Below are 23,113 nucleotides of genomic sequence, written 5' to 3'. Positions count from 1 at the left end.
GGGAGGCGCCCGGGTGGTTAGTCTGGTCGGCTGCTCGATTGCTAACAGAAGATGGCAGGCGCCGGCTCTGTGCCGATCATCCTGGTGTTATCCTGGTGATCCACCGCGCGCTGACCGGTAAGCAGGGAAGCCGGTCATTCACACTTCCATACATCAGGGGAGGATGATCTTATGCTGTGTCCACGTTGTCACGCTCAGTGGGATGGGGAGAGACGAGCCTGTCTGCGCTGTGGCTTCGTGTTACCTGTGGCCGGCGGGGACGCGGTGGCTCGTCAGGGAAAGCAGGAGCAGCCGCGTTGGTCGGCTAGCGCTGGGGCGAGAACGCCGCACTGGCATGCTCCGCGAGTGACCCCTATTGCGGGGAGGCATGCCGGTGGGCAACAGCCGCCCGTTCCGCCGGTCTTGGTGAGTGAGGCGCCGCGCTACCAGACACCGTCTGAGCAGCTGCGTCAGCAGCGGCCCTGGCAGGCCGCTGGCGGCGATGGTCGCCAGGAACCGACGACGCTTCATGACCAGCGTCGCACGGAGGAACAGCTGCCAGAACGGGAGCGCCGAGGGTTGGGCCGCTCTTCTGCGGCGCAGCCCTCGGCGGCTGAGGGACTGCGCTCTCTGCAGGCTGGCGAGTTGCTCCAGGGTGGGCGCTATCGCCTGGCTGAGCGTCAGGGGCGTCATGAATGGTTGGCGGAAGCTTACGAGGCGTTCTGGTTGGCACATGATGCCCGTCGAGGAGGGGCGCCGGTCCGCATCTGTGAGTTTGTCCTGCCGCGTGAGGATAGTCGCCTACGGGGAGCGCTTGTACGTTCCGCCGCTTCGGCTCTCCATACAGCGGGACGTCATACGCAGATCCCTACGCTGCTCGATGTTTTCTCGGAGGCGGAGCGTGATTTCTTCGTCTTCGAGCATGTTGAAGGGGAGTCCTTGTTGCTCCGTTTGCGTCGACGCGGGCGCCCATTCAGTGAGCAAGAGGTGGTTGAGTGCTGTCTGCAAATGGTAGATGTCCTGGAGTTTCTCGCCAGCCAGACCCCCCCTATTGTCCACGGTTTGATTCGGCCAGATTACATTATTGCTGGTCGTACCCGCTCTCACTATGTGCTTACGGGCTTCTCGGTGATGCTGGCCTCGGGGGCTACGCAGTTTGTGACTGGTATGGCTCGTTCGCAGCTCTCGCCCTATACCGCCCCTGAACTGACTCATGGGGTGATCGATAGCCGCATCGATTTGTATGCTTTGTTGGCTACGGCCTACCATCTGGCCACGGGCTGTCCACCGGCAAGGAGTCAGGGCCGGATTCCTCCAGCTCGTCAGTTGAATCCGGCCCTCAGTCCAGGTTTCGAGGCGGTCTTAGCGAAGGGACTCTATTCGGGGCAGGGGCTACGGCCAGATCTCTCGCAGCGCTATCAGCATCCTGCCCAGTTGCGTCAGGCTCTCACCGAGAGAACAACGCTGCCAGAGGAGCCGGCCCAGGGCGCTGAGCCTCTCGCGGCACCCTCGCAACCTGTGGTCTCTGAGCCACGTCCGCTCGCAACCGAGCCGCTAACTGTTGCTTCTGAGGACCCTCTTCAAGGGCATCCGCTCCTGCAATCGCTGGCTCCGCCTGATCTTCTCCAGCGTGAGGAGTCACTGCTCCCTGCTCCTGAAGAGCTGCCCCCCCTGCCAGATAGCAATGATTATCAGCGGGTGTTGCTCTGGGGGATAACGCTGTTCCTCTCGCTTGTCCTGACTATTGCGCTTGCGCGGGGCTGGTTCTGAGCAGCTCGGCCTCCTGGCGTGGATGGCTCAAAAGGGCGTTGCCTCTCGATTGTCTGGTACTCAAGCGCCAGTCTCTCCAGGTGCAGGGAGCTGGCGAGGGAAAAAGCATAAAAGGAGAAGGCCCGGCTCACCGTGCGGAGCCGGGCTTTTGTTCTGTTGAGTGGACTTGCTCGCCTGGCTGGTGACTCTGCTCAGAAGCGCAGCTCTCCCGATTGGAGTTGAAGGAGATCGAGAGTGGCTCCGCACTCGCTGAGAATGCCTCTGGCTTCGCGGTGATAGGTGAGGGCCTCGATCTGACGTGCGGGGCTGTAGTGCAGAAGCATCTGGGCGTAGGTGGCCAGGGTGCGGGCATAATGCAGTTTCATACCGCGTTCTTGAAAAATGCGCAAGGCCTCCTCAAAGTGTTCTTCTGCGCGGGTGCGGGCCTCAGTGGTTCCCGACTGGGCGGTGATGCGGGCGAGCAAGGCCAGGGCCTCCCCTTGGGTGATGGTCATATTGGTGCTGCGCGCCTGTTCGAGGATGGCCTGAGCCTGCGACTGCGCGCGACTGGGTTCACCCAGCAGAAGGTTGACCTCAGCCAGTGTCAATTTCCCCTGGGCTTCGACATCGGCGGTGATTCCTGATTGGGCTAAGGCGAGCTGTAGTGCAGCTCGTGCTCGCCGCAGTAACTGTTGCCGAAGTTGCTGGCCTTTCGCGCGCTGCTCTGGCCCTGCCGCGGCCTCCCGGGAGAGGCTGACCTGCAGCAGGCGCGCCTGTCCAAGGCGCAGACGGGCCAGGCCGACCAGGGCTGAGCTGATGCAGGGGCTGCTTTTGATGGCCCGCCCGATGGTCAGTGCCTGGTAGAGGGCCTGGCCAGCCTCGCTTAGCTGACCTCGGGCCTGCAGGACGCCTGCCAGGTAGCCATTCCAGTAGCTCAAGTAGACCTGATCTTTCCCTTGCTCGCCCTGGGCAATGGCCCGCCTGAGATAGCGCTCAGCATCGCTGAGATCGCCCGTGCGCTCTGCGAGGATGCCCAGGTTGCTGAAAACAACGGCCATCAAGGGCAGGTCGCCTACCTTGTCGGCCAGATCTAGCGAGCGACGGCAGTAGGCCAGCGCTTCCTCGTGATCGGCGCGATGGAGCAGGACGTGGCCAATGTTACAGCAGATGTGAGCGATTTCTCGCTTGTGACCGAGTTCTTCGGCGAGCTGCAGGGCGACGTGGAGATGATGCAGGGCCTGCTCATGGCGACCGGTATTGATCTCCAATGTGCTTAAAAAACGGTGTGTACGGGCCAGGCCGATAGGGTCACCGCTGATGAGGGGAGTGGCAGGCCGGGTTTCCGGCGCTGCCAGCGGTTCTATGTCGCCGCCTGCACGCGCGCGTGAGGCCGTCGGACGGCTGTCGCGCTCCCGGGAGCTGCGCGCAGAGAGGGCTTCGAAAAGGCGAAGAGCCTCTTGCCCTTCCTGGCGAGCTTCGGCGTAGCGGCCTTCGTCGTTATAGATATAACCTCGTAGATAGCGGAGAGTCGCCCAGGCCATCCCCTCTTCGATGCCCGCTGTGCGTAGCCTGGCTGCGGCCCGGTCACAGTAGTCGTGTGCTCGGGCGAAATCGCTCATATAGAACCAGGTTCGACCAATCTCGGTGAGCAGGCGGGCCTCAAGTTGCGTCTGGTAGAGTGGGTCGCTTGGTTTATGTATGCGGCCTTCCTGTGCAACATCAAAGGCACGCTGATAGAGCTGGCAAGCCTCGGCGTAATGCCCCTGAATGCGGATGCATTCGGCCAGTCTCCCCAGGAGATAAGCGCGGCGGTCATAGGGGAGAGTCTGGGAGCTACTGGTAGGCGAGCTGGAGCTGCCGAGCTGAGGGAAATGCTCGACGGCGATCCGGTAGAGGCGGGCTGCTTCTGTATAGGCGGAAAGAGCGTAGGCGGCTTCTGCGGCCAGCGAGGCATAGTGAATGATCTGCTCGGGTGGACCTCCGCCGGCAACGAGGTGATAGGTGATCATGGCGGCGCCCTTCTCTTCATGGCCGGTGTAGAGCTGGCGCAGCGTCTCTGCGGCGCGTCGGTGGAGTAAGACGCGCTTCATGCCCGACATGCTCTCGTACAGGTGGCTGGCTAACAAGGGGTGCCAGAAGTGATAGCTGATGTGACTGCCGCTACTGGTCTCGGTGAGAACGCCGGCCTGCAGGGCTTCGTCCAGGAGATCGAGGACGCGCTCCTCGTCGAACGGTTGTGGATCGGCGGCCTCCAGAGCGCACAGGGCATCGAACTCGAAGGAGCCGCCAAGGATGGCGGCATCGTTGAGGAGGCGTCGGCAGTGGCGGCTGAGCCGGTTGAGGCGCATGTCGAGCACAGCGGTGATGGTTTCGGGCAGGCGCTGGAGGCCAGCCTGGAAGCTACTCTCCGTAGGAGAGAGCAGCTGCATCTCAATGCTGCGGGCCAGTTCCTCGGCGAAGAAGGGGTTGCCGGCAGCGTGCGACTGGATGAAGCTTCGGGCCGCCGGGGGCATGTGGCTGACGATCTGGGCGATCTGTTCGTCGGTCAGCGGTGGCAGGTCGAGGGTGATGACGCCGTGCTCGCGCTGCAGATGGGCGATAAGTGTCTGAAGCACGGTATTGGCGGCCAGGTCGCTATCGCGGCAGGTGCCGATGAAGAGCACGGGGTAGCCGGCCAGGCGCCGGACCAGATAGCCAAGCAGCTCGCAGCTGCTGGCGTCGGCCCAGTGAAGGTCATCCAGGACAAGCAGGAGGGGAACCTGCCTGCTGACGCGCATGAACAGTTCTTGCAAGGCTTCTTTGAGACGCTGCTGCTCCTGCTCTGGTGGTAGAGGGAAGGGCGGCGGCAGTATCTCGTAGAGTTCTGGCAGAATGGCCCCCAGGGGGGCATAAAGGGCGGGATGCTGTTGAATCTCCTGGGTCAGCCAGATGTCCTGCGCTGTGATGCTCCGCAGCGGCTCGATCCAGAGGCGGTAAGGGATAGCGCTTTCTTGCTCGTAGACACGGCTCCAGATGACGGCCCAACGTCGTTGCAGGGCTTCACGACTGAGTTCCTCGGCCAGGCGAGTTTTGCCAAGGCCGGGGGCGGCGACCAGGACAGCGTACTGGGGTTGACGTTGAGTGGCTGGGGGTAAGGTGGCAGTGCTGCCGTTACGGATGGAACCGGTGCCAGTTGTCACAGAGGTCAGCTGCTCTAGTGCGGTTGTGGCGAGTTGCTCGGTGTTGGTCAGTAATTGGCGTAAGACTGCCAGTTCCTGATCGCGTCCGACCAGGGGACTCCGATGGGCGCGCCCGATCTGAGGCGTAGCTGGGGCGGAAGTGAGAGTGTCCTTCTGTGAGGCCGGTGGGAGCGCAGGGTGGGCAGGTTGGCTAGCGGGCGATGGTCGTGGTCGAGGGAGAGGCTGGTTGGCGCAGATAGCCTGGTAGAGGGCCTGGACTGCCTCAGAGAGTACTGTTTCATGGGTCGAGAGGAATTGCTGGTATAGGCGGATAGCCTCGCTGCGGCGGCGCAGCCCTGCCAGGCAGTACATGGTCAGGGCAAGGGCCTCCCCGTCGCCGAAATCGCTCGCTAAGAGGCGTTCGAGCAGCGGTAATGTTCCAGTGAAGTTGTCGCGACTGAGGCGTAGATCGACCAGGGTCAGCAGGGCCTGGCGCCAGCGCCAGCGCAGGGCCTCGCGTCGTCTGGCCAGCTGAGCGGGATAGGGTGGTGCTGTCCAGCCGGCCAGCAGATCCCCTTTGTAGAGGCGGAGGGCTTCATCGAGGAGGCTCTCGCGCAGTGGCTCGTCGCTGCAGCGCGAGGCGTGGTCGAGCAGTTCCTCGAAGGCGTCGGCATCGAGCCAGAGGGTTTGCTGCCCGGCAAGGCTGAGTGTCTCTTCGCTCTCCTGGAGGAGCGTAGGGGTTGGAGAAGCGCCAGGCGGGGCCGGCGCTGAGGGGGTGGAAGTGGCGAACCAGTAGCGTAGGTTGGCGGCGGCGCGTTCGAGCCGACGGTTGGCCTCGCTGGGGGTGAGATCAGGCCAAAGGACGGTCAGGGCCTGGCGACGCGAGAGCTGACGCTCTGGGCTGGAGATGAGCAGAGCCAGGAGGGCGCGACCGGCGGGCTGGAGAGCGGGGCGTCCGCTTCGTCGGGCGATGCGCTGTTCTTCGGCGGGACGTTCCAGGCGGAAGTTGCCCAGGAGGTAGAGACGTCGCAGCGGAGGCTGGCCTGGCTGACCGGCTATGATCTCTTGTTGTTCGACCTGAGCCAGCGCCTCTGGAGGCAGGCTACGGCCAATGTAGGTGCGTGTGATCTGACCGCCCTCGCTGCGATAAGCATACCAGTAAGGTCCATGCCCGCGCCCCTGGCGACATTTTTTACACTGTGGTTTGCCGCAGAAACTGTATTGACGATAGTAGGTGACCTTACTGTTCATCGCGCGCACTCCTTGCCTCTACGCAAGCTTGCTATTGGGGAGGTGAGCACAGAAGCGGCCAGCAGCCCCGGAGAGTCTGCCGGGAGAGGCATGGCCTGCGAGCGTTGCACTCTTGCTGATGGCGCGTGTAGGGGCCACCGGGCAGTCCTCCACAGGCTCTTTCGCCGGGCGGGGGCGAGACAGTGGCTGGGTGGCTGCGCAGGCTCCGGCTGAGCCTGGAGGCTTGCTCTTACCCCGGGAATCCCAAACGCTTTCGGGGGGGGACGGTGGTGGTTGGTAGCATGAGGCGGCTGATGTAGCTGGCCGCTTGCTGACAAAGCAAGACCATCCCCGGCCTGCTCTGCTCTGGCGGAGGAGCGCGTTCTCTCCCCGTGCTCCAGAGCTGGTCTGGTGAGCTGGGCAGGAGAGCACCGGAGTGCTGCAGGTATCGCGCAACTGTGGCGCTGGTACCTGGTTGGGTCATCTGGCGCCGCCGTTACTACACGCATGCGCTCTGCTGCTCCCTTGTCAACTGGCCTGGCTTACTCGGCATCGGGCACCCTGTAGGGCCATCGCAGATGTGAAGCGGAGCCGCTGCCTGACCACTGGCCAGGCCGGCCTGATGCATCCGTCTAGCACGCTGAGTCTGCTCGCTGATCTTTTGCAGGACTGCTGCAATCCCGGTGCTGCCGCGGGACAGAGGCTTCGGGAGAGGCTCGATAAGTCTCTCCCTCTCTTCTGATCTGAATCCCAAAAAGGCCGCACTTTGCAAGGTTGGGAGTAGTTAGTCACAGCTAAGATTACCCGATAAATATCGGTGCTTCAACCTGACCGCCAATTGAGACCGCTGGCTAGCGGCGCGGGAGGTCGATCTCTGTATACGAGCAACCGGCGTTTCTTATTATAGCTCATGAGGTGCAATCTGTCAGGCAATGCTCTCTCCTGGTAGTAAGGAGAGACTGTTCAGGATTGCGGCAGACTATGGTTGAGATTCAGGGCAATGGAGACGGGTGATAAATGAGAGAAGGAGAAAAAGAGGCAAAAGGTGGGTCGGTCAGCTCTGTGGCTTCGAGGGGTTCAGATCGGGGGAGACTGACCGACCCGTTTATCGACAGGCGGGCCAGGCAGGTGCGGCTGGTGCATCAGCGGGCCGGAGTGATACTACGGGAGGTGGCCGTAGTTCGTGGCCCGCTGGCCGTAGCACCCTGCCGGGAGCCTGAGCTAGCTCGCCATGTCTGCGATTGCCACGAAGGTGCGCCGATTAGTCGAAGTGAGACATCAGACGCTTCCTTTCTCAGGGACGTTACTCCGAGAGGGGCAACAGGTTGCGGTATCTCGACCGGATCGCTTCTTTGCCCTCTCGGGCCAGGGTTATCAGCGGCCCGTGATGATTATGTGGGCCATGAATGGGCGGCTGGGTTGACTGCTTGGGCCGGAGCTGCTGGGGCTGGGACTGCTACGGCTATGGGCTGTGGTGGAGCCATCTGCTTGACGGTCACCATAGCTCGCGGTCGTCACCAGGTCCCCCAGCTCACTGCCAACCCAGCCGCAGGACCAGCAAGCTGATCAAGGCTTTGTGCAGCTGGTGCATCGGACTTACGCTTGGCCCGTATTTCTCCGCCTGCACTTGGCCTAGAATCTGCTCGTATCAGTCGATGCTTTTGGATGAGCTACTCCTCTGCTAGAGCAGGACATGCAATATCGCTCGTTTATGGACCGTAGCGATATTGAAGATTAGGAGAAGTGGATGCAGGTAAAGTGATTATGTGATGTATAAATCCTGTTTGCATGGCTAATAGGATACTAATTGCAATAGCAAACAGGACGACCAAGAGACAAACTGTGATAATCAGCTGCTTGCGGTAAACGGTGACGGGCATTGGGCTTGCTCCTTCCTGAGCGCATTTCCAGACGACAGGACGAGATAACTACCTGTAAGCTAGTCGACATACTTTCCAGAACAACTGGCGTGAGGGCATGGTCTGTGCTGCGATTGCTGAGAGTTTCACCTCCACTAGGACGCTGAAGGTAGGCAACTGTTTTAGGGTGCGCCGCTGCTTGTGATCAGGACTTTACTCCTGCCTTATCCCACACCGGCTTTAGCTTACTTTTATAGTAATCGATGACCAGCGGACAGGACCCGGGATTCTTCACCTCTGTGTCAAGACAAATAACCGTAGCTCTATAGAGGGACATATCAAAACTGGTGGATGTATAACGTGATAAAGCATTACAAGGGGAGGCTGATTTTAAACAGGCTCTTGTTCTGATCGCTGCTGACTATCTGAGGCAGTGATAGGGTTGGTCAAGTCAGGGTTGGAAGGCTTTCGCCTTTATCCCATGCTGCTGAAGAAAACGCTCTGCCACCTCCAGCTCAATGCTGGCCTGGCAATCTCTAAAGAGCCGCTGGGCATCTTGTACATAGCTGAGGCCCAACTTATAAGCACGGCTGCCAATTTTGTTTTTTGAAAGGAGAATTTGGCCATATCGGTAGGCCGTGCGCGCGTATTCCAGGTGCATTCCTAGTGACGAGAACTGAGCAAGGGCTTGCTCAAACAATGGTACTGCCTCATCGTATGCCTGCTTGCTAGCTAGGATCTCGCCCATCAGGCGCTGCGCCTTGGCTAGCTCTTGTCCAAATTGGCTCTGGATCACTTGCTGCATCAGATAGCTCACCTGCTGGTAAGCTTCGTCTGCTCGACCCAACTGAAATTGAGTTTCTGCTAGTGCAAGTAGCCCTTCGATACGCGCTTCACTTTCCAGTCCCTCAGTATTTAATCCTTTTGATAGCGCAAATTTTGCCTTTAGAAGCAAACTGTTTTGTCTTAAATTAATACCCTTCTTTTGTAATAAGATAGATTCTGAGTTTTGGCTAAGAAATCTGCTATATATTAGATATATATTCCCTAAAGAAATTAAAGCGTATCCAATGCATGGCCTGTTACTTATGTATCTTGCAGCTTTGATAGCCCTAGATATATAGGTTCTTGCCTCAGCGAACGCACCTTTATCCCTAAGAGTATTTGCCAGATAAGTTTGACAGATGCTCATGTAGACGTGGTCGTTGAGGATCTCGGCCAGTGCGATACAGCGTCGGAGCCAGCTTTCTGACTCCAGCAGCGCACCCACCCTTGCAGATAAGATGCCTAGATTGCCGTATATTACCAGCAAAAGCGGACTGTCATTGTATTTTTCCGCTATGGAAAGTGCATAGCGGAAAAAAGTCTGGGCTTGTCTGTAGGCGCCTCGACTCAGCTGAGCATGCCCGATGTTACAGCAGACTGCAGCTATATCTCGCTGGCAGTTCAACTGCTCAAACCTGGTCAGTGCCAGGTTAAGATGAACCAGTGCCTCATCTGTCCGCCCCAAGCTATTGGCAATTGAGCCAATGAGTCGATGAGTACGGGCTAGATCAAGGGGATCTCCAGTTAGGATGGCATTGACGTGAGTGAAACGCTGTGCTGAGTCTCGTTCCTGTTTTTGATACTCCAGAATGTCCTCGAAGATTGACAGAGCAATCCTTGCCTCCTCCAAGGCTCTTTCATAGTTCCCATCCTGCCAATCGATGTAGCTTTGCAATCTCTTTATACTGGCCCAGGCGGCACTTCTCAATATATGGGCATCTGTTAGTAATCCTTCGCTATATTTGCAGGAGTGTCTGGCCTGTTCATTATCTCCCTGGTTGTACCAGGTCCAGCCGATCTCGACCCAGATCATCGCCTGATACTGTGCCTCGTAGAGGGCCTCCTCTGGGGTCGCCGGCTGGCGCAGATAGTTGCGCACCTCCAGCAGGCGCTCGTAAAAATGGCGGGCCTCCTCTGACTTGCCCTGCACGCGCAGCGAATAGGCCAGCAGCTCGTACAGATCCGCCAGGTGCAGGCGCTCCTCCTGGCTCCAGGAAGCCAGTGGGCGCCCCTGCGACGCCTGCAGCAAATACTGGATCGCCAGGCGATAATAATACTCGGCCTCCCCATAGGACGACAGCGCATAGGCATGATCGCCCGCCAGCTCCGCGTAGCGCCTGATCGCCGCTGCCTCGCCGCCGCCCTTCACCAGATGCTGCGTAATCGTCGCCGCCCCCTCTGCCTCGCGCCCCTCATATTTCTGCTGCAGCACCTGTGCCGCCCGTCGATGCAGACTGGCTCGACGCGCCCCCGACAGCCGCTGATAAAGATGCAAACCTAGCAACGGATGCCAGAAATGATAGCTGATGCGCGTTCCGGCCCCCTCCTCTACCAGGACGCCCTCACGCAGTGCCTCCTCCAGGAGATCGAGTAATTTCCCTTCATCGATACCGCTGCCGCCCAGCTGCTCTAGCTGCAGCACCTCCCCAAACTCAAAGGCGCCCTCCAATACCGAGGCATTGCTCAACAAACGCTGGCAGGCCGAACTCAGACGCTGCAAACGCAGATCAAGCACCGCTGCAATCGTCTCCGGCAGCGGCAGCGCTCGCCCCAGCTCCGGCTGATGACCGCCGCTTCCCTTTTCCACCAGCAACTGCTCTACCAGCTCCGGGCCTGCGCCGGCCAGCGTTCGCGCCAGCTCCTCAGCAAAAAATGGATTACCGCCAGCCTGCTTCTGAATATAGTGGACCAGCGGCTCAGGCAAATGCGCCACCAGCGACGCGATCTGCTCTTCGCTCAAAGGCTCGATTTCCAGACGCAGCGCCACCTGCTCGCGCTGCAGATGAGGGAGCAGCGTCCGCAGCGGATGCGCCTCCGGCAGCTCCGTATCGCGATAGGTTGCGATGACCATGATGGCCCGCTGCTGCAAATGACGCACCAGATAGGCCAGCAGCTCGCAGCTACTGGAATCGGCCCAGTGCATGTCATCCAGCACGATCAACAGAGGCGTACGCTCGCTGATCATCGTCAACAGATCAAGAGTGGCCTCCCAAAGACGGCGCTGCTCATCCTCGGGCGAAAGGGGATTGGCAAACTCAACATGAGGCAAAGCGTTCAACTCAGGAAGGAGAATACTCAGAGGTTGATAGAGCAGAGGACGGTGACTGATCTCCTGGATCTGCCAGAAGCCGCGGCTCTGAGCATTGCGCAGTACTTCCGTCCAGGGCCGGTAAGGAACATTGCTTTCCTGCGCGTAGACCCGACTCCAGGCGATCGCCCAGCCGTGTTGCTGCGCCTCGCGTCCCACCTCCTCCGCCAGGCGCGTCTTACCGATCCCCGCTTCGCCGGCCAGCAAGACACACTGTGGCTGGCGAGGCTGATCGAACGGAGAAATCAGGGCGCGCCGGCGATTACCCAGGCGAACGCGACGCTGCTGCTCACAGGTATGCATCACCGTACGCAGCGTCTCCAGCTCCTCCTCACGTCCCACCAGCGGACTCTGATGCTGGCGTCCGACCTGTGCCTGCGAGCGCCCATCGCGTCCCTCCTGGCTGCGACCCTCCACATCCTGCAGCGATGTCAGAGGCACCGGCGGCAGCCCCCTGACACTGACCGAGCCGCGGCGCACCTCCTCATAGAGCCGGCGCGTCTCAGCTAACGGGGCGATGTCATGCGCGCGCCGTAGCGCCTCGACCAGGCGGTGGTAGACGCGCATCGCCTCAGCTCGTCGACCCAGCGCCGTCAAAGCGATAATCAAACGCTGCACAGCGGCCTCATTCGTATCATCTGCCGCCAGCAGACGATCCATCGGCTCGATCACCGCGGCGTAAGCCTCACGAGCCAGACGCAGATCGGCCAGCTCCAGCAAAGCGCCCATCCAATGACGACGCAACATATCACGGCGCGTCACTACCCACGGCACATCTGCCATCTCCGGTAGCAAATCGTTAGCATAAAGAGCCACCGCCTCCTCAAGCAAGTGCTCCCGCTCGGAAGCCGTGCGCTGCTCCTCATGGGACTGCGTCAGCAACAGCTCGAAGGCATCGCTATCCACCCAGATCTCATGCTGATCGGCGAGTACCAGCCCCTCATGTTCAGTGCGCAGCAAATGAGAAGCCGAAGCACGGGGAAGCGAAGGCTCCAAAATACGACGCAGCGCATGCACCGTCCGATCAAGACGGGCGGCAGCGGTCTCTGGGTCAAGACCTGGCCAGAGCGCTTCCATGATCTGCTCACGACCCAGCTTGCGCCCCGGACTCAGGAGCAAGAGGGCAAAAAGCAGGCGCTGGCGCTGGTGATTCCACGGAGCGGCTTCAACAGTCTGCCAGTTGCGTCCAACGCGGCGCTCAAGCTCAAAGCGACCGAGCATCGAAACGCGGAGCACAGCGGGATCATCGTCCTGGGCGGGGCGCCCAGCAATCCAGGTCTGGATCTGCTCAGGCTGAACATCGGGCGGTAAGGTCTTCCCAATATAGGTGCGCGTCGTGCGGCCATTCACCGTCTTGTAGGCATACCAGTAGGGACCGTGACCGATGCCCGTGTTGCACTTGTGGCAGCGCGGCTTGCCGCAGAAACTGATTTGTTGATGGTAGGTCACTTTTGTGCTCATATGATGATCCCCTGATGGCGGTTCCTACCTGTCTCAGGACTGCGTTTTGCTGGAGATAGGGATAGGCTGAGCTGCGCAAAAGGAGCTTACCGGGACGCTTTGATTAACTCCCTCATTATAACTTATACCCGATTGTTCGCAAGCTGGCAGCAGGAGCGGGTCAAAAGGATAGCGCCCCTTCCTCGCTCTCTTCACCTGACAACGCTAGCGCTCACTGTGCCTGCAGAGAACAGAGCGCTGACGCCGCTCACGACCCTTTTGAATTACACCACGTGCAGAGGAGCAGAACCTGACACCCAGCAGCCGGCAGAGAGGACCACCAGCGAGAGGCAGCCTGGACACCTCCCAAGCAAGACCCTGACAGGAGGGCCGGCCCCCCCGAGACAGGCTTGCGATCAAAGGACCAGCCCCCAGCGATCAGCAGGCGAGGACCACACTCTACGCTTTACATAAGACTGGTATAAGACAAAGCAGGAGAATATCTTCTACTGAAGTCAGCTCCCGTGGTAGCTGCGGCCCTCTATCCACCTGCTCGGCAGCAGAAGCCTGAGACACGAATCATGCTGCTCAAGGGCCTGGATTACTCCACTGCGAGGTATACATCTTGCAATTCTGGGACGCCTGTCGAGAGAAGTCGCAGCATATACTCTTTCACTCAGGGACCTCGGCATTCGCCCATCGCACCACTCCCTAATAATGGGCCTTTCTGGCAAAGACTCTGGGCAGCCGAACGACTTCCTAGCAGGAAGATGGTGAGGAGGTAGGAAAAACTGCCGATCGGTATACTGCCCAGTGTCAGTGAAATCCTTGTCTGTCCTTGTGTTCTTCTGCGCGCCTGGCGCGGTTAACGAGGGAGGAAGACAGCCCATGTGCGAGAGCGAGGTTGCACGGCTGCGATCGCAGATTGAAAGAGAACTGGAAGCCATGCAGCGCGGTCTTTACGGCCTGGCTCTGGGGACCGCCCGCCACGAATTCATTCGGAGGCGCATGGCTCATCTTGGGCGCTACCAGCAGCGACTCGCGGGCCAGGTAGGAGAGGAGCAGGCCATGCAGCTGATGTATACCCTCTATGTCCAGGTAGTGGGCTAACAGGGGCCAGCACGCACGTGAGGAGGCGGAGACGCTGACTATGAAAGAGCAGCTGCAGTCAGAGTACGAGACGCCCCTGCTGGCACACCTGCAGGCTCTCCCAGGGTTGGTGAAAAGACAGTTCTCGGGACGCAGCAGATCGCCGTTGCGTCGCTGGCAGCGCGATTTGCCCCTGCGCCTGGATGTGGGTACGGCCTGGCACCAGGGCGAGGGTCGAGGACTCGGCCCCAACGGGGATCGCTTGATCACCCTGCAGGGAAGCTGTATTTGTAGTGAACGCTTGCTTCCCTTCGGCCTTTTTGTAGTGGCCGATGGACTGGGCCTTGGCGATCGCGCCTACGATTTGGAGGCAAGCAGCCTGGCTATCCAGGCCCTCTTGCATTTCGTCCTTCTGGGGCTGGCAGGCTCCCGCCAGCTGAGCGAGGAGCTGCTGCCGAAGCTGCTCGTCGAAGGCGTCAGACGCGCGAACCAGGCTGTCTATCTTCGTAGCATAGAGACATGCGCATACATGGTGACAACACTAACGGCTGCCCTTGTGGTCGAACTGACAGCCTATATCGCCAACGTAGGCAACAGCCGGGCTTATCGTTATCGAGAGCGTGACGGGCTGGTGCAGATCACGCGCGACCACTCCCTGGCGGCGCGCATGGTTGAGACCAGCGTCCTCACCTCAGAAGAAGCCCAACGTCATCCCGAGCGCCGGCAGCTCTACCGCGGACTTGGCAGCAAAGCCACCGTCGACGTCGACTGTTTCAAGCTCGGCCTTCAGGTCGACGATCGCTTGCTGCTCTGCTCTGATGGCCTGTGGGAGGTTGTCCAGGATGCCCAGCTGCTAGAAATCCTCTGCCGGCCCAGCCTGTCCTCGGCTGAAATCTGCAATCTGTTGGTGACTACGGCGCTCGACAACGGTGGCCTTGACAACATCAGCGCAATTGTGGTGCATGTTGCACCCATAACTGCCTGATTGCTAAACTAGTGATATTTGTTGATGGAAATCAGCAACATATTTCTTGAAACAGAGTAAAGAGAGGAGTGTACACATGGTCAGTGTCTTGCCTCGGACCACAGCCACCACCTGCCTTGTCATTGGCGCAGGTCCAGCTGATGATGAGGAGCTGCGCTTGCAACCGCGGCTTGGGGAGCGGGCCTTCTTTGATATTACGGATGACAAGACATCCTCGCAACAGGAGCAAGATATTCTCTGCCTGCGCGATTCCCGCCAGATGTATAAGCGAGAAATTGGGCGCACGCGGCAGCTCTCTGCCGAAGAAGTGACAGCCCTTGCGCGGCAGATGGAACGTGCCCGCGAGGAGCGCAAGAAGGCCCATCCTGATCCCTACATTCTTGCCCAGGGAGAGGAAGCCAAGCGGCAGCTGATCGAATCCAACCTGCGCCTGGTGGTTAGCATTGCGCGCCGGTACGTGGGCCTGGGGATGGACCTGATGGATCTGGTACAAGAAGGCAACATTGGCCTCATCCACGCCATAGAAAAGTTCGACTATCGTCGGGGCTACAAATTTAGCACCTATGCCACCTGGTGGATCAAGCGTGCCATGTCCCATGCCCTGGCCAAGCAGGCCCACACCATTCGCGTGCCGCTTTACAAGCGTGAAGAACTGAAACGTCTGACCCAGGTACGCCAGCGCTTGCAGCAGGACCTGGAGCGTGATCCCACCACCGAGGACCTGGCGGAGGAGCTGGATCTCTCAGAGCGGCAGGTGATAGCCCTGTTGCAGGCTAGCGAGGAGACGCTCAGCCTTGACTCCCCGGCCACCGGCTCGGAAGATGAGATCCCTTTCAGAGACACCATTGAAGACGACATTGCCTACTCACCGGAGCAGGTAGTCATTCGCCAGATGCTGGAAACTCATATCAAGGAAGTGCTTCAGAATCTCAGTCCCAACGAGCGCAGAATCATTTGCTTGCGCTATGGCCTGCAGGGGGCGCGTGAGCACTCCCTCAAGGAGGTTGGGCGCAGGCTGGGAGTCACGCACGAGGCCATCAGGCAGGCCGAAGCCAAGGCCCTGCGCAAACTGGCCGATCCTTGCCGCAAGCGCATGCTTGAGGAATTCCTTGTTCCCTGATGGAACAGAGCTTGATCGGTCGCTGCGCCTGGGCCAGGGGGACAGGCGGACAGCAAGAGCGCTGTACCTCTCCTGGCCGGGCCAGGCCGGCCAGACCAGACCCGCCTCAGCCGCTCTGGCCCGCGAGCAAGCAGCCGCGGGACGCTGTCGGCGAGAAAGCAGGGACTGCCAGGGAGAAGAGAAGGAGCCTCACGTCAGATCAAGGTCCAGCCTGGAGTCAGTTGATTCATAGACAGGCTACAAACAAGAGGAGACAGGTATTTCGGCGAAAGCACCCGCCCGTGCCCACGCATAACGAAGGCGGGCTATCCTATCACCTACGGCGGAAAACCAGGGGCCTTCATCGCCGCTGGCTGATCACCCTCCTAGCCAGATGAACAAGTAACAACCACCTGCCGATATGATTGACCGATGGGGGCCAGATCGCTCGGCTGAAGGCCAGCCAGCGATTGGGCCTCGTTTCCAGGAAGGGGCAGGCCACGATGGGCAAGCTTGTCATGGTGATCGACGACTCATTGCCGGTGCGCAAGATCGTCGAGGTATGTTTGCGACGCCAGGGCATCGATTGTCTGACCTATGCCGATGGCGTCGAGGCCATCAGAACCCTGGCGGAGCAGCGCGATCTTCTCCCCGATCTCGTGCTCCTGGACATTGCCTTGCCGCGCCTGAGTGGCTACCGTATTGCACAGATCCTCAAAGCCCGTCACCCTCGGCGCCCGGTCGTCGTCATCCTCTCCGGTTACGATGGCGTACTAGACCGTCTCAAGGGGCGTCTGGCGGGAGCCAGCGCCTATCTCACCAAGCCCTTCCGGACCGAAGAGCTACTGGCGCTCATCAAGACGCACCTGGGTGAGAGCGAGGCCGAGCCTCCTGCTCAGCAGGCCCATCCTGAATAAATAAATGAGGAGAAGGAAGGAGGGAGGCCAGCGCCGGCGCAAGGAGGAAGAAGAGAGACGGCGGGAGAGGCAGCAAGAAAGAAGCCTTGCCACCGGCGCTGTGCCCATCCTCTGATGAAGAGGCCTGGCAGGAGGCCGCTTACGGGCAGCGGCTCAACACTTCCTCGATGCGGGCAATCTCCTCCTCTCCAAGCTCGGGATAACAAGGGATGGCCACCAGCAGGTGAGCGACCTCTCGTGCTCGCTCGGCGGCCACGATACGGCAGGGAAGCAAACCCTGGCGGTAGAGTGGCTGATCCGGCACCACACTATAGGTATCGGCGACCTGGATACCCGCCGCGCGCAGGCGAGACTCCAGCAGGCGACGGGCTTCCAGCGTGGGCGCTTTGACCATGTAATTGAAGAAAGCATGGGTGCGGCCAGGCGCAGTATAGGGTGGCGTGAAGGAGGTGCCGGCCAGAGCAGCGTTATAGCGTGCAGCAATCTGTTGACGACGGCTCACCCAGCTATCGAGATAGCGCAATTGGGCCAGGCACTCTGAAGCCGAATACTCGTCCATCCGTGCACGGATACCCCAGGTCTGGTGCTCATAGCGGTGCCGACCGAGGCGCCCTGTATTGCGCCAGGCGCGGGCCTCAGCGGTGAGGGCTGGCAGGCGGGAGCCGAGACGTGTAGTCAGCGTCAGCAGGCCCGCATCATTGCCCATCGAGCCAATGTTTTTCACATCGCTCAGCGAAAAGCAGCCGCAATCGCCCATACTCCCCGCCTGGTAAATATGGTTCGTCTGGGGATCAGTGTAGGTTGCGCCGTGGGCCTGGGCGGCATCCTCAATGACAAAAAGCTGGTGCTCATCGGCCAGATCGAGCAAGGGGCGCATGTCGGCCATTTGACCCAGCATATGGACGGCGATGATGGCCCGTGTACGCTCGCTCAAAGCTTCCCTGACGCTGGCCAGATCGATGGTATAAGTTTGAGGATCGATATCTACAAAGACAGGGATCAAACCGCCTTTGGCTAGCGCTCCGCTCTGCGGCTCGAAAGCAAAGGCATCGTTGACCGCATATGCGGTCATAATAAACGTATAGGCCGGGACAATGACCTCGGTTCCAGGGGGCAGGCGCAGCAGTTCGCAGGCGGCCCGCAAAGCAGAGCTGCCGCTATTGACGGCGATCGCATCGGCCACCTGAAGATAGGTCTTAAATGCCTCTTCCAGGGCCTGGACACGAGGCCCATTGGTGTGACTGCCGCTCTCAACTGCCTCCTCTACGACCTCGGCCACTTCCTGCTGGAGAGCGTTGAGTCGTTGCAAGAGACGGCGCCCGTTGCCCTGAGCGGGAATCAATGGCCGGGCCTCGCTCGGGGCAGCGGCTGCAGTAGCGTAAGAAGCTGACCGGCTCATAGCTATGCCTCCTTGCTGCGCGGTCTACAATTGAGGCCGCGGTGGACGCGATGATCACTGTGCTCAAGATGAGCACTTCTATCGTAACGATAGCCTACCATGATCAGCTGCCAAATGCCTGTGATTTTCTACCGCACTGATGGTGAAAGGATGTCGGTCTTACTGGATGTAAGGTGCGCTTCCGGGGCACAGGTGTTTGAACCGCTGCGGGCAGAGGAGACTGGTCTAGGGCAGGAAGCTATACGCTTGATAGCGGAAGGCCGTCCAGGCTGATAAGGATGTCTGGCTCAAAGAGACGGGGACAAGGCGCAGGTGGATGGCGCTTTTGCCCGCCGTCAACTGAGCTGGCAGCGGATAGTCTTCCTCGCGCCAGCAGCGGCGAGGCGAGCCGGGCGGGCCATGATTAGCCACACCGGCGCTGTACCAGATCCCGGCGAAAGCCCCATCGACGTAGACTGCGGCGCTCTGATTGGGGGTGCAGTAGTCAAAAAGGCGGCGCAGAAAAGCCCCGACGTTGTTGGCCGTCAGGCGGAGGCTGAACGAGATCGCCCCCCCCGTCGCGCTGACGGTGCCGCTTCGCGTGATATTCCCCTGCTGGTAAATGGCAGCGGCGCGCAGATCATAGAAGTGTTCATCTGTGGCCTGATAGCCATGTTGCAAGCGGCTGCCTGCCTGGGCTGGGAGCAGTGTATCGCTAAGAGTTGCCGTCTGACGTGCTGTCCCATACCAGAGCAAGAGAGCGCGATAGGGGTAAGGACTCTGATTGTGGCTGCCATGTCCCAGACGGAAGACCAGATGGCGGTTGAACGGGATACTGTCAGCGACAAGGAAGCGGTAGAGGGCTGCGCCATCGCGCTCGCTCCCCGGTGGATTATCTGGGCCGCTGGGAAAGCCACCCAGAGGCAGGCTCGTCTGGCGACCGCCGTGCCAGTAGTCGCCGCCGAGGCCCCATTCTTCGGTACCCGTAACCTCGATTTGAGGAGTCAGGCTATCATCAAGCGTGATCTCTGGATTGCCTTCCAGCGTCCCATCGGGTCGCCAGAAATTAATCACCGTGCCAACAAGCTTGCCGCTTCCGCGGACATCCAGCAACGTCAGAGCCTGACCCTGTGGCGGATGACTCACACTGGTGTAGGTAGCATGAAAGGTCCCCCACCAGCTGGGGGGATCAGGAAAAGGCTCAAAGGCCACGCTCCAATCTACGGCAGTCAGCCGTTGGGAGGACTGCAGCATAAAGCGAGCGCTGCGCGAGAAAGGCATCGGCCAGTAAAGATGGAAGGCCATCAATCGCTGATCGCCGCTGCCCTCGCTCTGGATCGTCGCCAACCAGCCGGCCACCAGTGGGCGGCCCGCGGGTTGATAGAGGCCGGCGCCATCACCAGCGAGAAACTTCACAGGGGCGGCTACCGAGGGCCGTCGCTCGCCATCCCAGGCGATCGACAGCCAGCTCCTTCCAAAAGCGACCGCCTCGCTCAGTGGCACACGAAAGGTCAATTCCCGTACCTGGGCAGGCCCCTGCAGAGTCAGAAAGGTCACACGCTTTCCTGGCGACACCGTGAGCTGACCGCTTTGCCGGTATTTGGAGGCCGCTGCTGGCAAAGCTGGAGTATGGGTACTGACCAACGTGGCCGTCTGCGCTATCGTGCTGGAGGGGCACTGTGGGGGAGCGATCCCCCAGGGAAGGCGCCGATAAAGCGCATAAAAATTACCGTTGCGATGCGTTGTGCTCAGCGTCAGGCGTTGAGCGAAAGGAAGCGGCAGCGCAATAATACTGCTTCCCTCATCTTCGCTCGGATTCAGGGAAAAAGGGTAGGGAAAGCGACTGGCCGTCTGTGAGGTGGGCCGTCGCTGGCCCAAATCGCTGGCCGAGAACTTCTGCAGCTCGCCATCGCGGTAGAGCAGCCAGGGTGCGCCGATCTCCTCCTGCATACGGGCGAAGGTCAAGAGGCCGGGACCGAGCGCATCAAAAAGGACGCGCCCGCCGCCGGCGAGTGAACGCAGGTAATGGGAAGAATCGGCGTTGTTCCCGTAAAGATCAGCTGTGGACAAGCCCAGGACACGATCGCCGATCTCCAGATAGGCCAGCTTGTCCACGAAGCGGTAGGCGGCCAGGCCCAGATAGAGCGGAGCCGTGCGCCCGGGGGAGAGGAAGAGCGCAGTACAGTCGCCTCCCACGGAAGCGAACCCCGTGGCTGATCTACCAGCGAGTGTCACCAGCAGCGGTAGCAGCATGACGAACAACGCCAGATAGAGCAGCAGGCGACCGCGGCTGATCTTCCTCTCCCAATACTCACCAGGCCACTGCACTCTCATCACGAAAGCCATCCTCTATCTCTTCTCCCCAATGGGGATGGGCGATTGCTCTCCCGCGAGTACCAGGTAAGCTCAAGCAAAACCTGATTCCTCCTGGAGCCAGGTCTCTTGCCCAGGGACTTGCCGCTCTCCGGGTCTCTTACCCGCCTCTTCCATCACAGCCGATTCGCCACAAGGGATCGGGGCCGAGACCTTGCCTCTACCGATCGCAGCAGTGCTATCGGGCTGCACAGGCAGAGAGAGTAGACGTAGATAGTCGCCAGGAGCAAGCGAGCCTTTTTCTCTTCTAGAAGCGCACCGTCATTTTTATCATAGCTAGCTTGTTTATAATCTTCTGCTCCTATCCCTTCTTTGGAGGATAACGACTTCAGGGGAGATTGTCAAGCAGCGAGCGGTGAAATGACAGGAAGGAAAGAGACAAGGAGACGCCGCTTGCGACAGTCGGCGTCTCTCCTGCTCGACTGAGGGTGATTAAGAATGGCCACCACGTTTGCTCAGGCGCGCAAGGAGCGCAGGCGAGGCAAGGTACGGGCAGCCTGCTGGCGAGCCTCGCGAAGCCGCGAGCGTGCCTCTTTCAGGGTGCTGGCGGGGACAACGCGGACTGGCAGCTGCGAGCGTCGGCGGCGTTGCTGGAACAGGCGAATCAACAGAGGCAAGGCGATGATCAACGCTAATAGCGGTAGTAAGAGTACCGGACTGCTTGGGCGGCGCTCCTCCGCGGGCCGCCCTTCGACCACAGCCGCCAGCGAAGCCAGGGTCTGGTTATAGATCCGTCTCAGGCCCAAAGGGGCGAAGAGGCGCTCAAAGAAACCGCCGAGACCGCTGCCTCCTTCCCACATTGTTGCAATGCGTACCTGCGTACGTTGCCCATCGTCGAGCGGCGTGACCGTCCAGGTTGTGACCAGCGAAGAATTGAGGTCGCTCTCCGTCAGGGTTTGGCCCCGTACTGGCTCGCTCACACGCATGCGGTAGAGGCGTTCCCGCCCGCCAGCGTGCAGACGAAAGCTCACCACCGTACCCTCACCCTGGGCGCCCTGCTCAACCCGATAGTCCTGGAAGTTAGCTGGCAGAATCTGCGGATGACGGCCCTTATAGTCAGCTAGAATTGCGTAGATATCTTCTGGCCTACCAGAAATAACCTTTTCGCTCTGAACAATAATCCGACTCACAGAAGTCCGCTCCTTTCCTGATGTGCGTCTCTATCACAACGAGCATATATGCTGATCCGTCACTTTCCTTTCTGCTCTCAGTATGGACACGTTCTATGACAGATCAATGTATATATAGGGATCTACTTATGGAAGGAAAAAGGGGGGAGCGATAGCCTCCCTGCGGCTGGAGAGAACGGCTGGCAGATAACACAAAGGCAAGGTTACTAGCTGTGGTCCATCTGAGCCTGTGACGTGAGAGTGGGAGTGATCGCAGCGGGTGAGGCCGTAGGAAAGAGGGAGGGAGCCGCCGAAGATGCGCTACCACTGACGGGCTGTGCTTGTGCTGGTTCAGGAGGAGAAGGCTGGGCGAAGCGCTGGTCAGGGAACGCTGTTGGCAGCGGCGATGCTTTCAAACCGACGACTGTGGCTACATGGATGCTAATCAAGTGAGAATTGTCTGGCAAGCGGGAGCCATTGCCACTGAGGGAGAGCGAGACGCTCTGGATACCGGGCTGCTGTCGAAGCAGGGCCAGCGCCTGCTCCTGGGTTTTTCCTTTGATCAGGTTCGCCAGTCGCTGGCGCGCTTGAGCATCGAAGCGATAGGCCCAGATGCCCTCGGCCTGCACGCGAAGCGTGATGAGGCCCTGCTGATGCTGATCGAGGGTAGCCGAGACGATACTAGTGGCGATCTGATCTACCAGACTATAGCCTGGCCCGAGGTTCCCTGCTGCATCGTTGGCGAGCAGACTGGCGGCCAGAATACGTGCCTCCACTTGATCGTAGACCTCGCCGCTGCAGACGACAACGACCGTCACTGTCACCTCTAATGCTCGATCGCCAGCCTGGTGATCGGCGCTCGTCGAGACTGGGCACTGTGCTCCGCCGACAAAGCGCTCATTAGCTGCCGCTCGTGCCTGAAGATCGCGCTGGGCCGCTGCAATGAGGCTCGTCTGGAGCACCATGCTGGCCTGATCGATATCGCTCTGTTGAACATAGGTGTAGGATTGTGGATCGGCTCCTCCGCTGAAGGCCAGAGCATTTTGGACCGTGAGGCCATTGCCGCAGCAGGAAACGGTGTGAAAGGCGAAAGCCGGAAGATTGCCCTGACTCCCTGGCTGCAAGGCATGAGCCGGAACGCTAGCGCTGGACTCCACGGGTGGCGTAGCTGCTGGCAATGTGGCTGTCTGATCGGTGATGACTTGAACGCCGCTTGGAGCACTCAGGATGGTTCCTTTCGGAATGCTTTGAGGCACGGGCAAGGCATTGTAGAAGGTCAAGATGCCCTCGGCTCGTGTTGCTGGTGTCAGGCCGTGCCCGCTGGCTGGCACCTGGCGGCTCTGGCGCAATTCGGATGAAGCCAGAAGGCGAGCACTGATCTGGTGACGGGCGGCGTTGGCAGAGATGCCCGGCTCTCCGCTCAAGGTGTAGATCTGCTTGAGGTCGCGCGTTGCGGGAACAATGATGACATTGGCGGCGCTGGCTGCCCCGCCGAAGAGCTGTGATAGCGGGATGAGCGCGATGCTGATGAGCAGCAGGAGCATGATGACGAGGCCGAGGAGTAGCCAGAAGCGCCTATCGGCAAGAACGCGGTGGGGAAGACGATGCTTGCGCG

At 59.9% G+C, this 23,113-nt stretch carries 11 protein-coding genes; 5 read left to right on the top strand and 6 right to left on the bottom strand.

The features are described from left to right. The first annotated feature begins 171 nt into the window (after positions 1-171). Positions 172-1,749 carry a protein kinase gene (locus tag IRZ31_RS05285; protein ID WP_297150589.1) on the top strand — a complete coding sequence of 526 codons (1,578 nt, stop codon included), beginning with the start codon at positions 172-174 and terminating at the stop codon, positions 1,747-1,749. A gap of 191 nt (positions 1,750-1,940) precedes the next feature. Here IRZ31_RS05285 and IRZ31_RS05280 read toward each other — a convergent pair whose 3' ends face one another. Both IRZ31_RS05280 and IRZ31_RS05275 read right to left on the bottom strand, forming a co-directional pair. Continuing rightward, a complete protein-coding gene (locus IRZ31_RS05280; protein WP_297150586.1) occupies positions 1,941-6,137 on the bottom strand; it encodes a tetratricopeptide repeat protein in 4,197 nt (1,398 codons plus the stop codon). A 2,289-nt stretch (positions 6,138-8,426) separates the two neighbouring features. Continuing rightward, positions 8,427-12,569, bottom strand: coding sequence for a DUF6788 family protein (locus tag IRZ31_RS05275; RefSeq protein ID WP_297150584.1), 4,143 nt, complete (start codon positions 12,567-12,569; stop codon positions 8,427-8,429). Positions 12,570-13,493: 924 nt separating this feature from the next. Between IRZ31_RS05275 and IRZ31_RS05270 the strand changes: the two genes are divergently transcribed. The 4 genes from IRZ31_RS05270 to IRZ31_RS05255 all read left to right on the top strand — a co-directional run bounded on the left by IRZ31_RS05270 (position 13,494) and on the right by IRZ31_RS05255 (position 16,638). Further along, a complete protein-coding gene (locus IRZ31_RS05270) occupies positions 13,494-13,658 on the top strand; it encodes a hypothetical protein (protein WP_189361650.1) in 165 nt (54 codons plus the stop codon). 40 nt (positions 13,659-13,698) lie between these two features. Further along, on the top strand, positions 13,699-14,622 hold the full coding sequence (locus IRZ31_RS05265; RefSeq protein ID WP_112429270.1) for a protein phosphatase 2C domain-containing protein: 924 nt from the start codon (positions 13,699-13,701) through the stop codon (positions 14,620-14,622). Between the two features lie 76 nt (positions 14,623-14,698). After that, a complete protein-coding gene (locus IRZ31_RS05260) occupies positions 14,699-15,742 on the top strand; it encodes a sigma-70 family RNA polymerase sigma factor (RefSeq protein WP_297150576.1) in 1,044 nt (347 codons plus the stop codon). Between the two features lie 482 nt (positions 15,743-16,224). Beyond that, a complete protein-coding gene (locus tag IRZ31_RS05255; RefSeq protein ID WP_112429266.1) occupies positions 16,225-16,638 on the top strand; it encodes a response regulator in 414 nt (137 codons plus the stop codon). A gap of 139 nt (positions 16,639-16,777) precedes the next feature. Here the strand turns inward: IRZ31_RS05255 and IRZ31_RS05250 are convergent, their stop codons facing one another. The 4 genes from IRZ31_RS05250 to IRZ31_RS05235 all read right to left on the bottom strand — a co-directional run. Next, the gene (locus tag IRZ31_RS05250; protein WP_297150570.1) at positions 16,778-18,037 is read right to left on the bottom strand and encodes a DegT/DnrJ/EryC1/StrS family aminotransferase; all 1,260 of its coding nucleotides are present in this window, start codon (positions 18,035-18,037) and stop codon (positions 16,778-16,780) included. Between the two features lie 225 nt (positions 18,038-18,262). Further along, positions 18,263-20,362, bottom strand: a complete 2,100-nt coding sequence (locus IRZ31_RS05245) for a DUF2961 domain-containing protein (protein ID WP_297150567.1) — start codon at positions 20,360-20,362, stop codon at positions 18,263-18,265. Between the two features lie 482 nt (positions 20,363-20,844). After that, positions 20,845-21,519, bottom strand: a complete 675-nt coding sequence (locus tag IRZ31_RS05240; RefSeq protein ID WP_297150565.1) for an SRPBCC family protein — start codon at positions 21,517-21,519, stop codon at positions 20,845-20,847. Between the two features lie 206 nt (positions 21,520-21,725). Next, positions 21,726-23,113, bottom strand: a 1,388-nt coding sequence (locus IRZ31_RS05235) for a baseplate J/gp47 family protein (RefSeq protein WP_297150562.1), incomplete at its 5' end; no start/stop codon positions are given.

It is taken from the genome of Thermogemmatispora sp. (assembly GCF_019683635.1).
Classification (GTDB): domain Bacteria; phylum Chloroflexota; class Ktedonobacteria; order Ktedonobacterales; family Ktedonobacteraceae; genus Thermogemmatispora.
The sequence above is the reverse complement of the archived record's forward strand: the minus strand, read 5'-3'. Positions and strand labels throughout refer to the sequence as shown.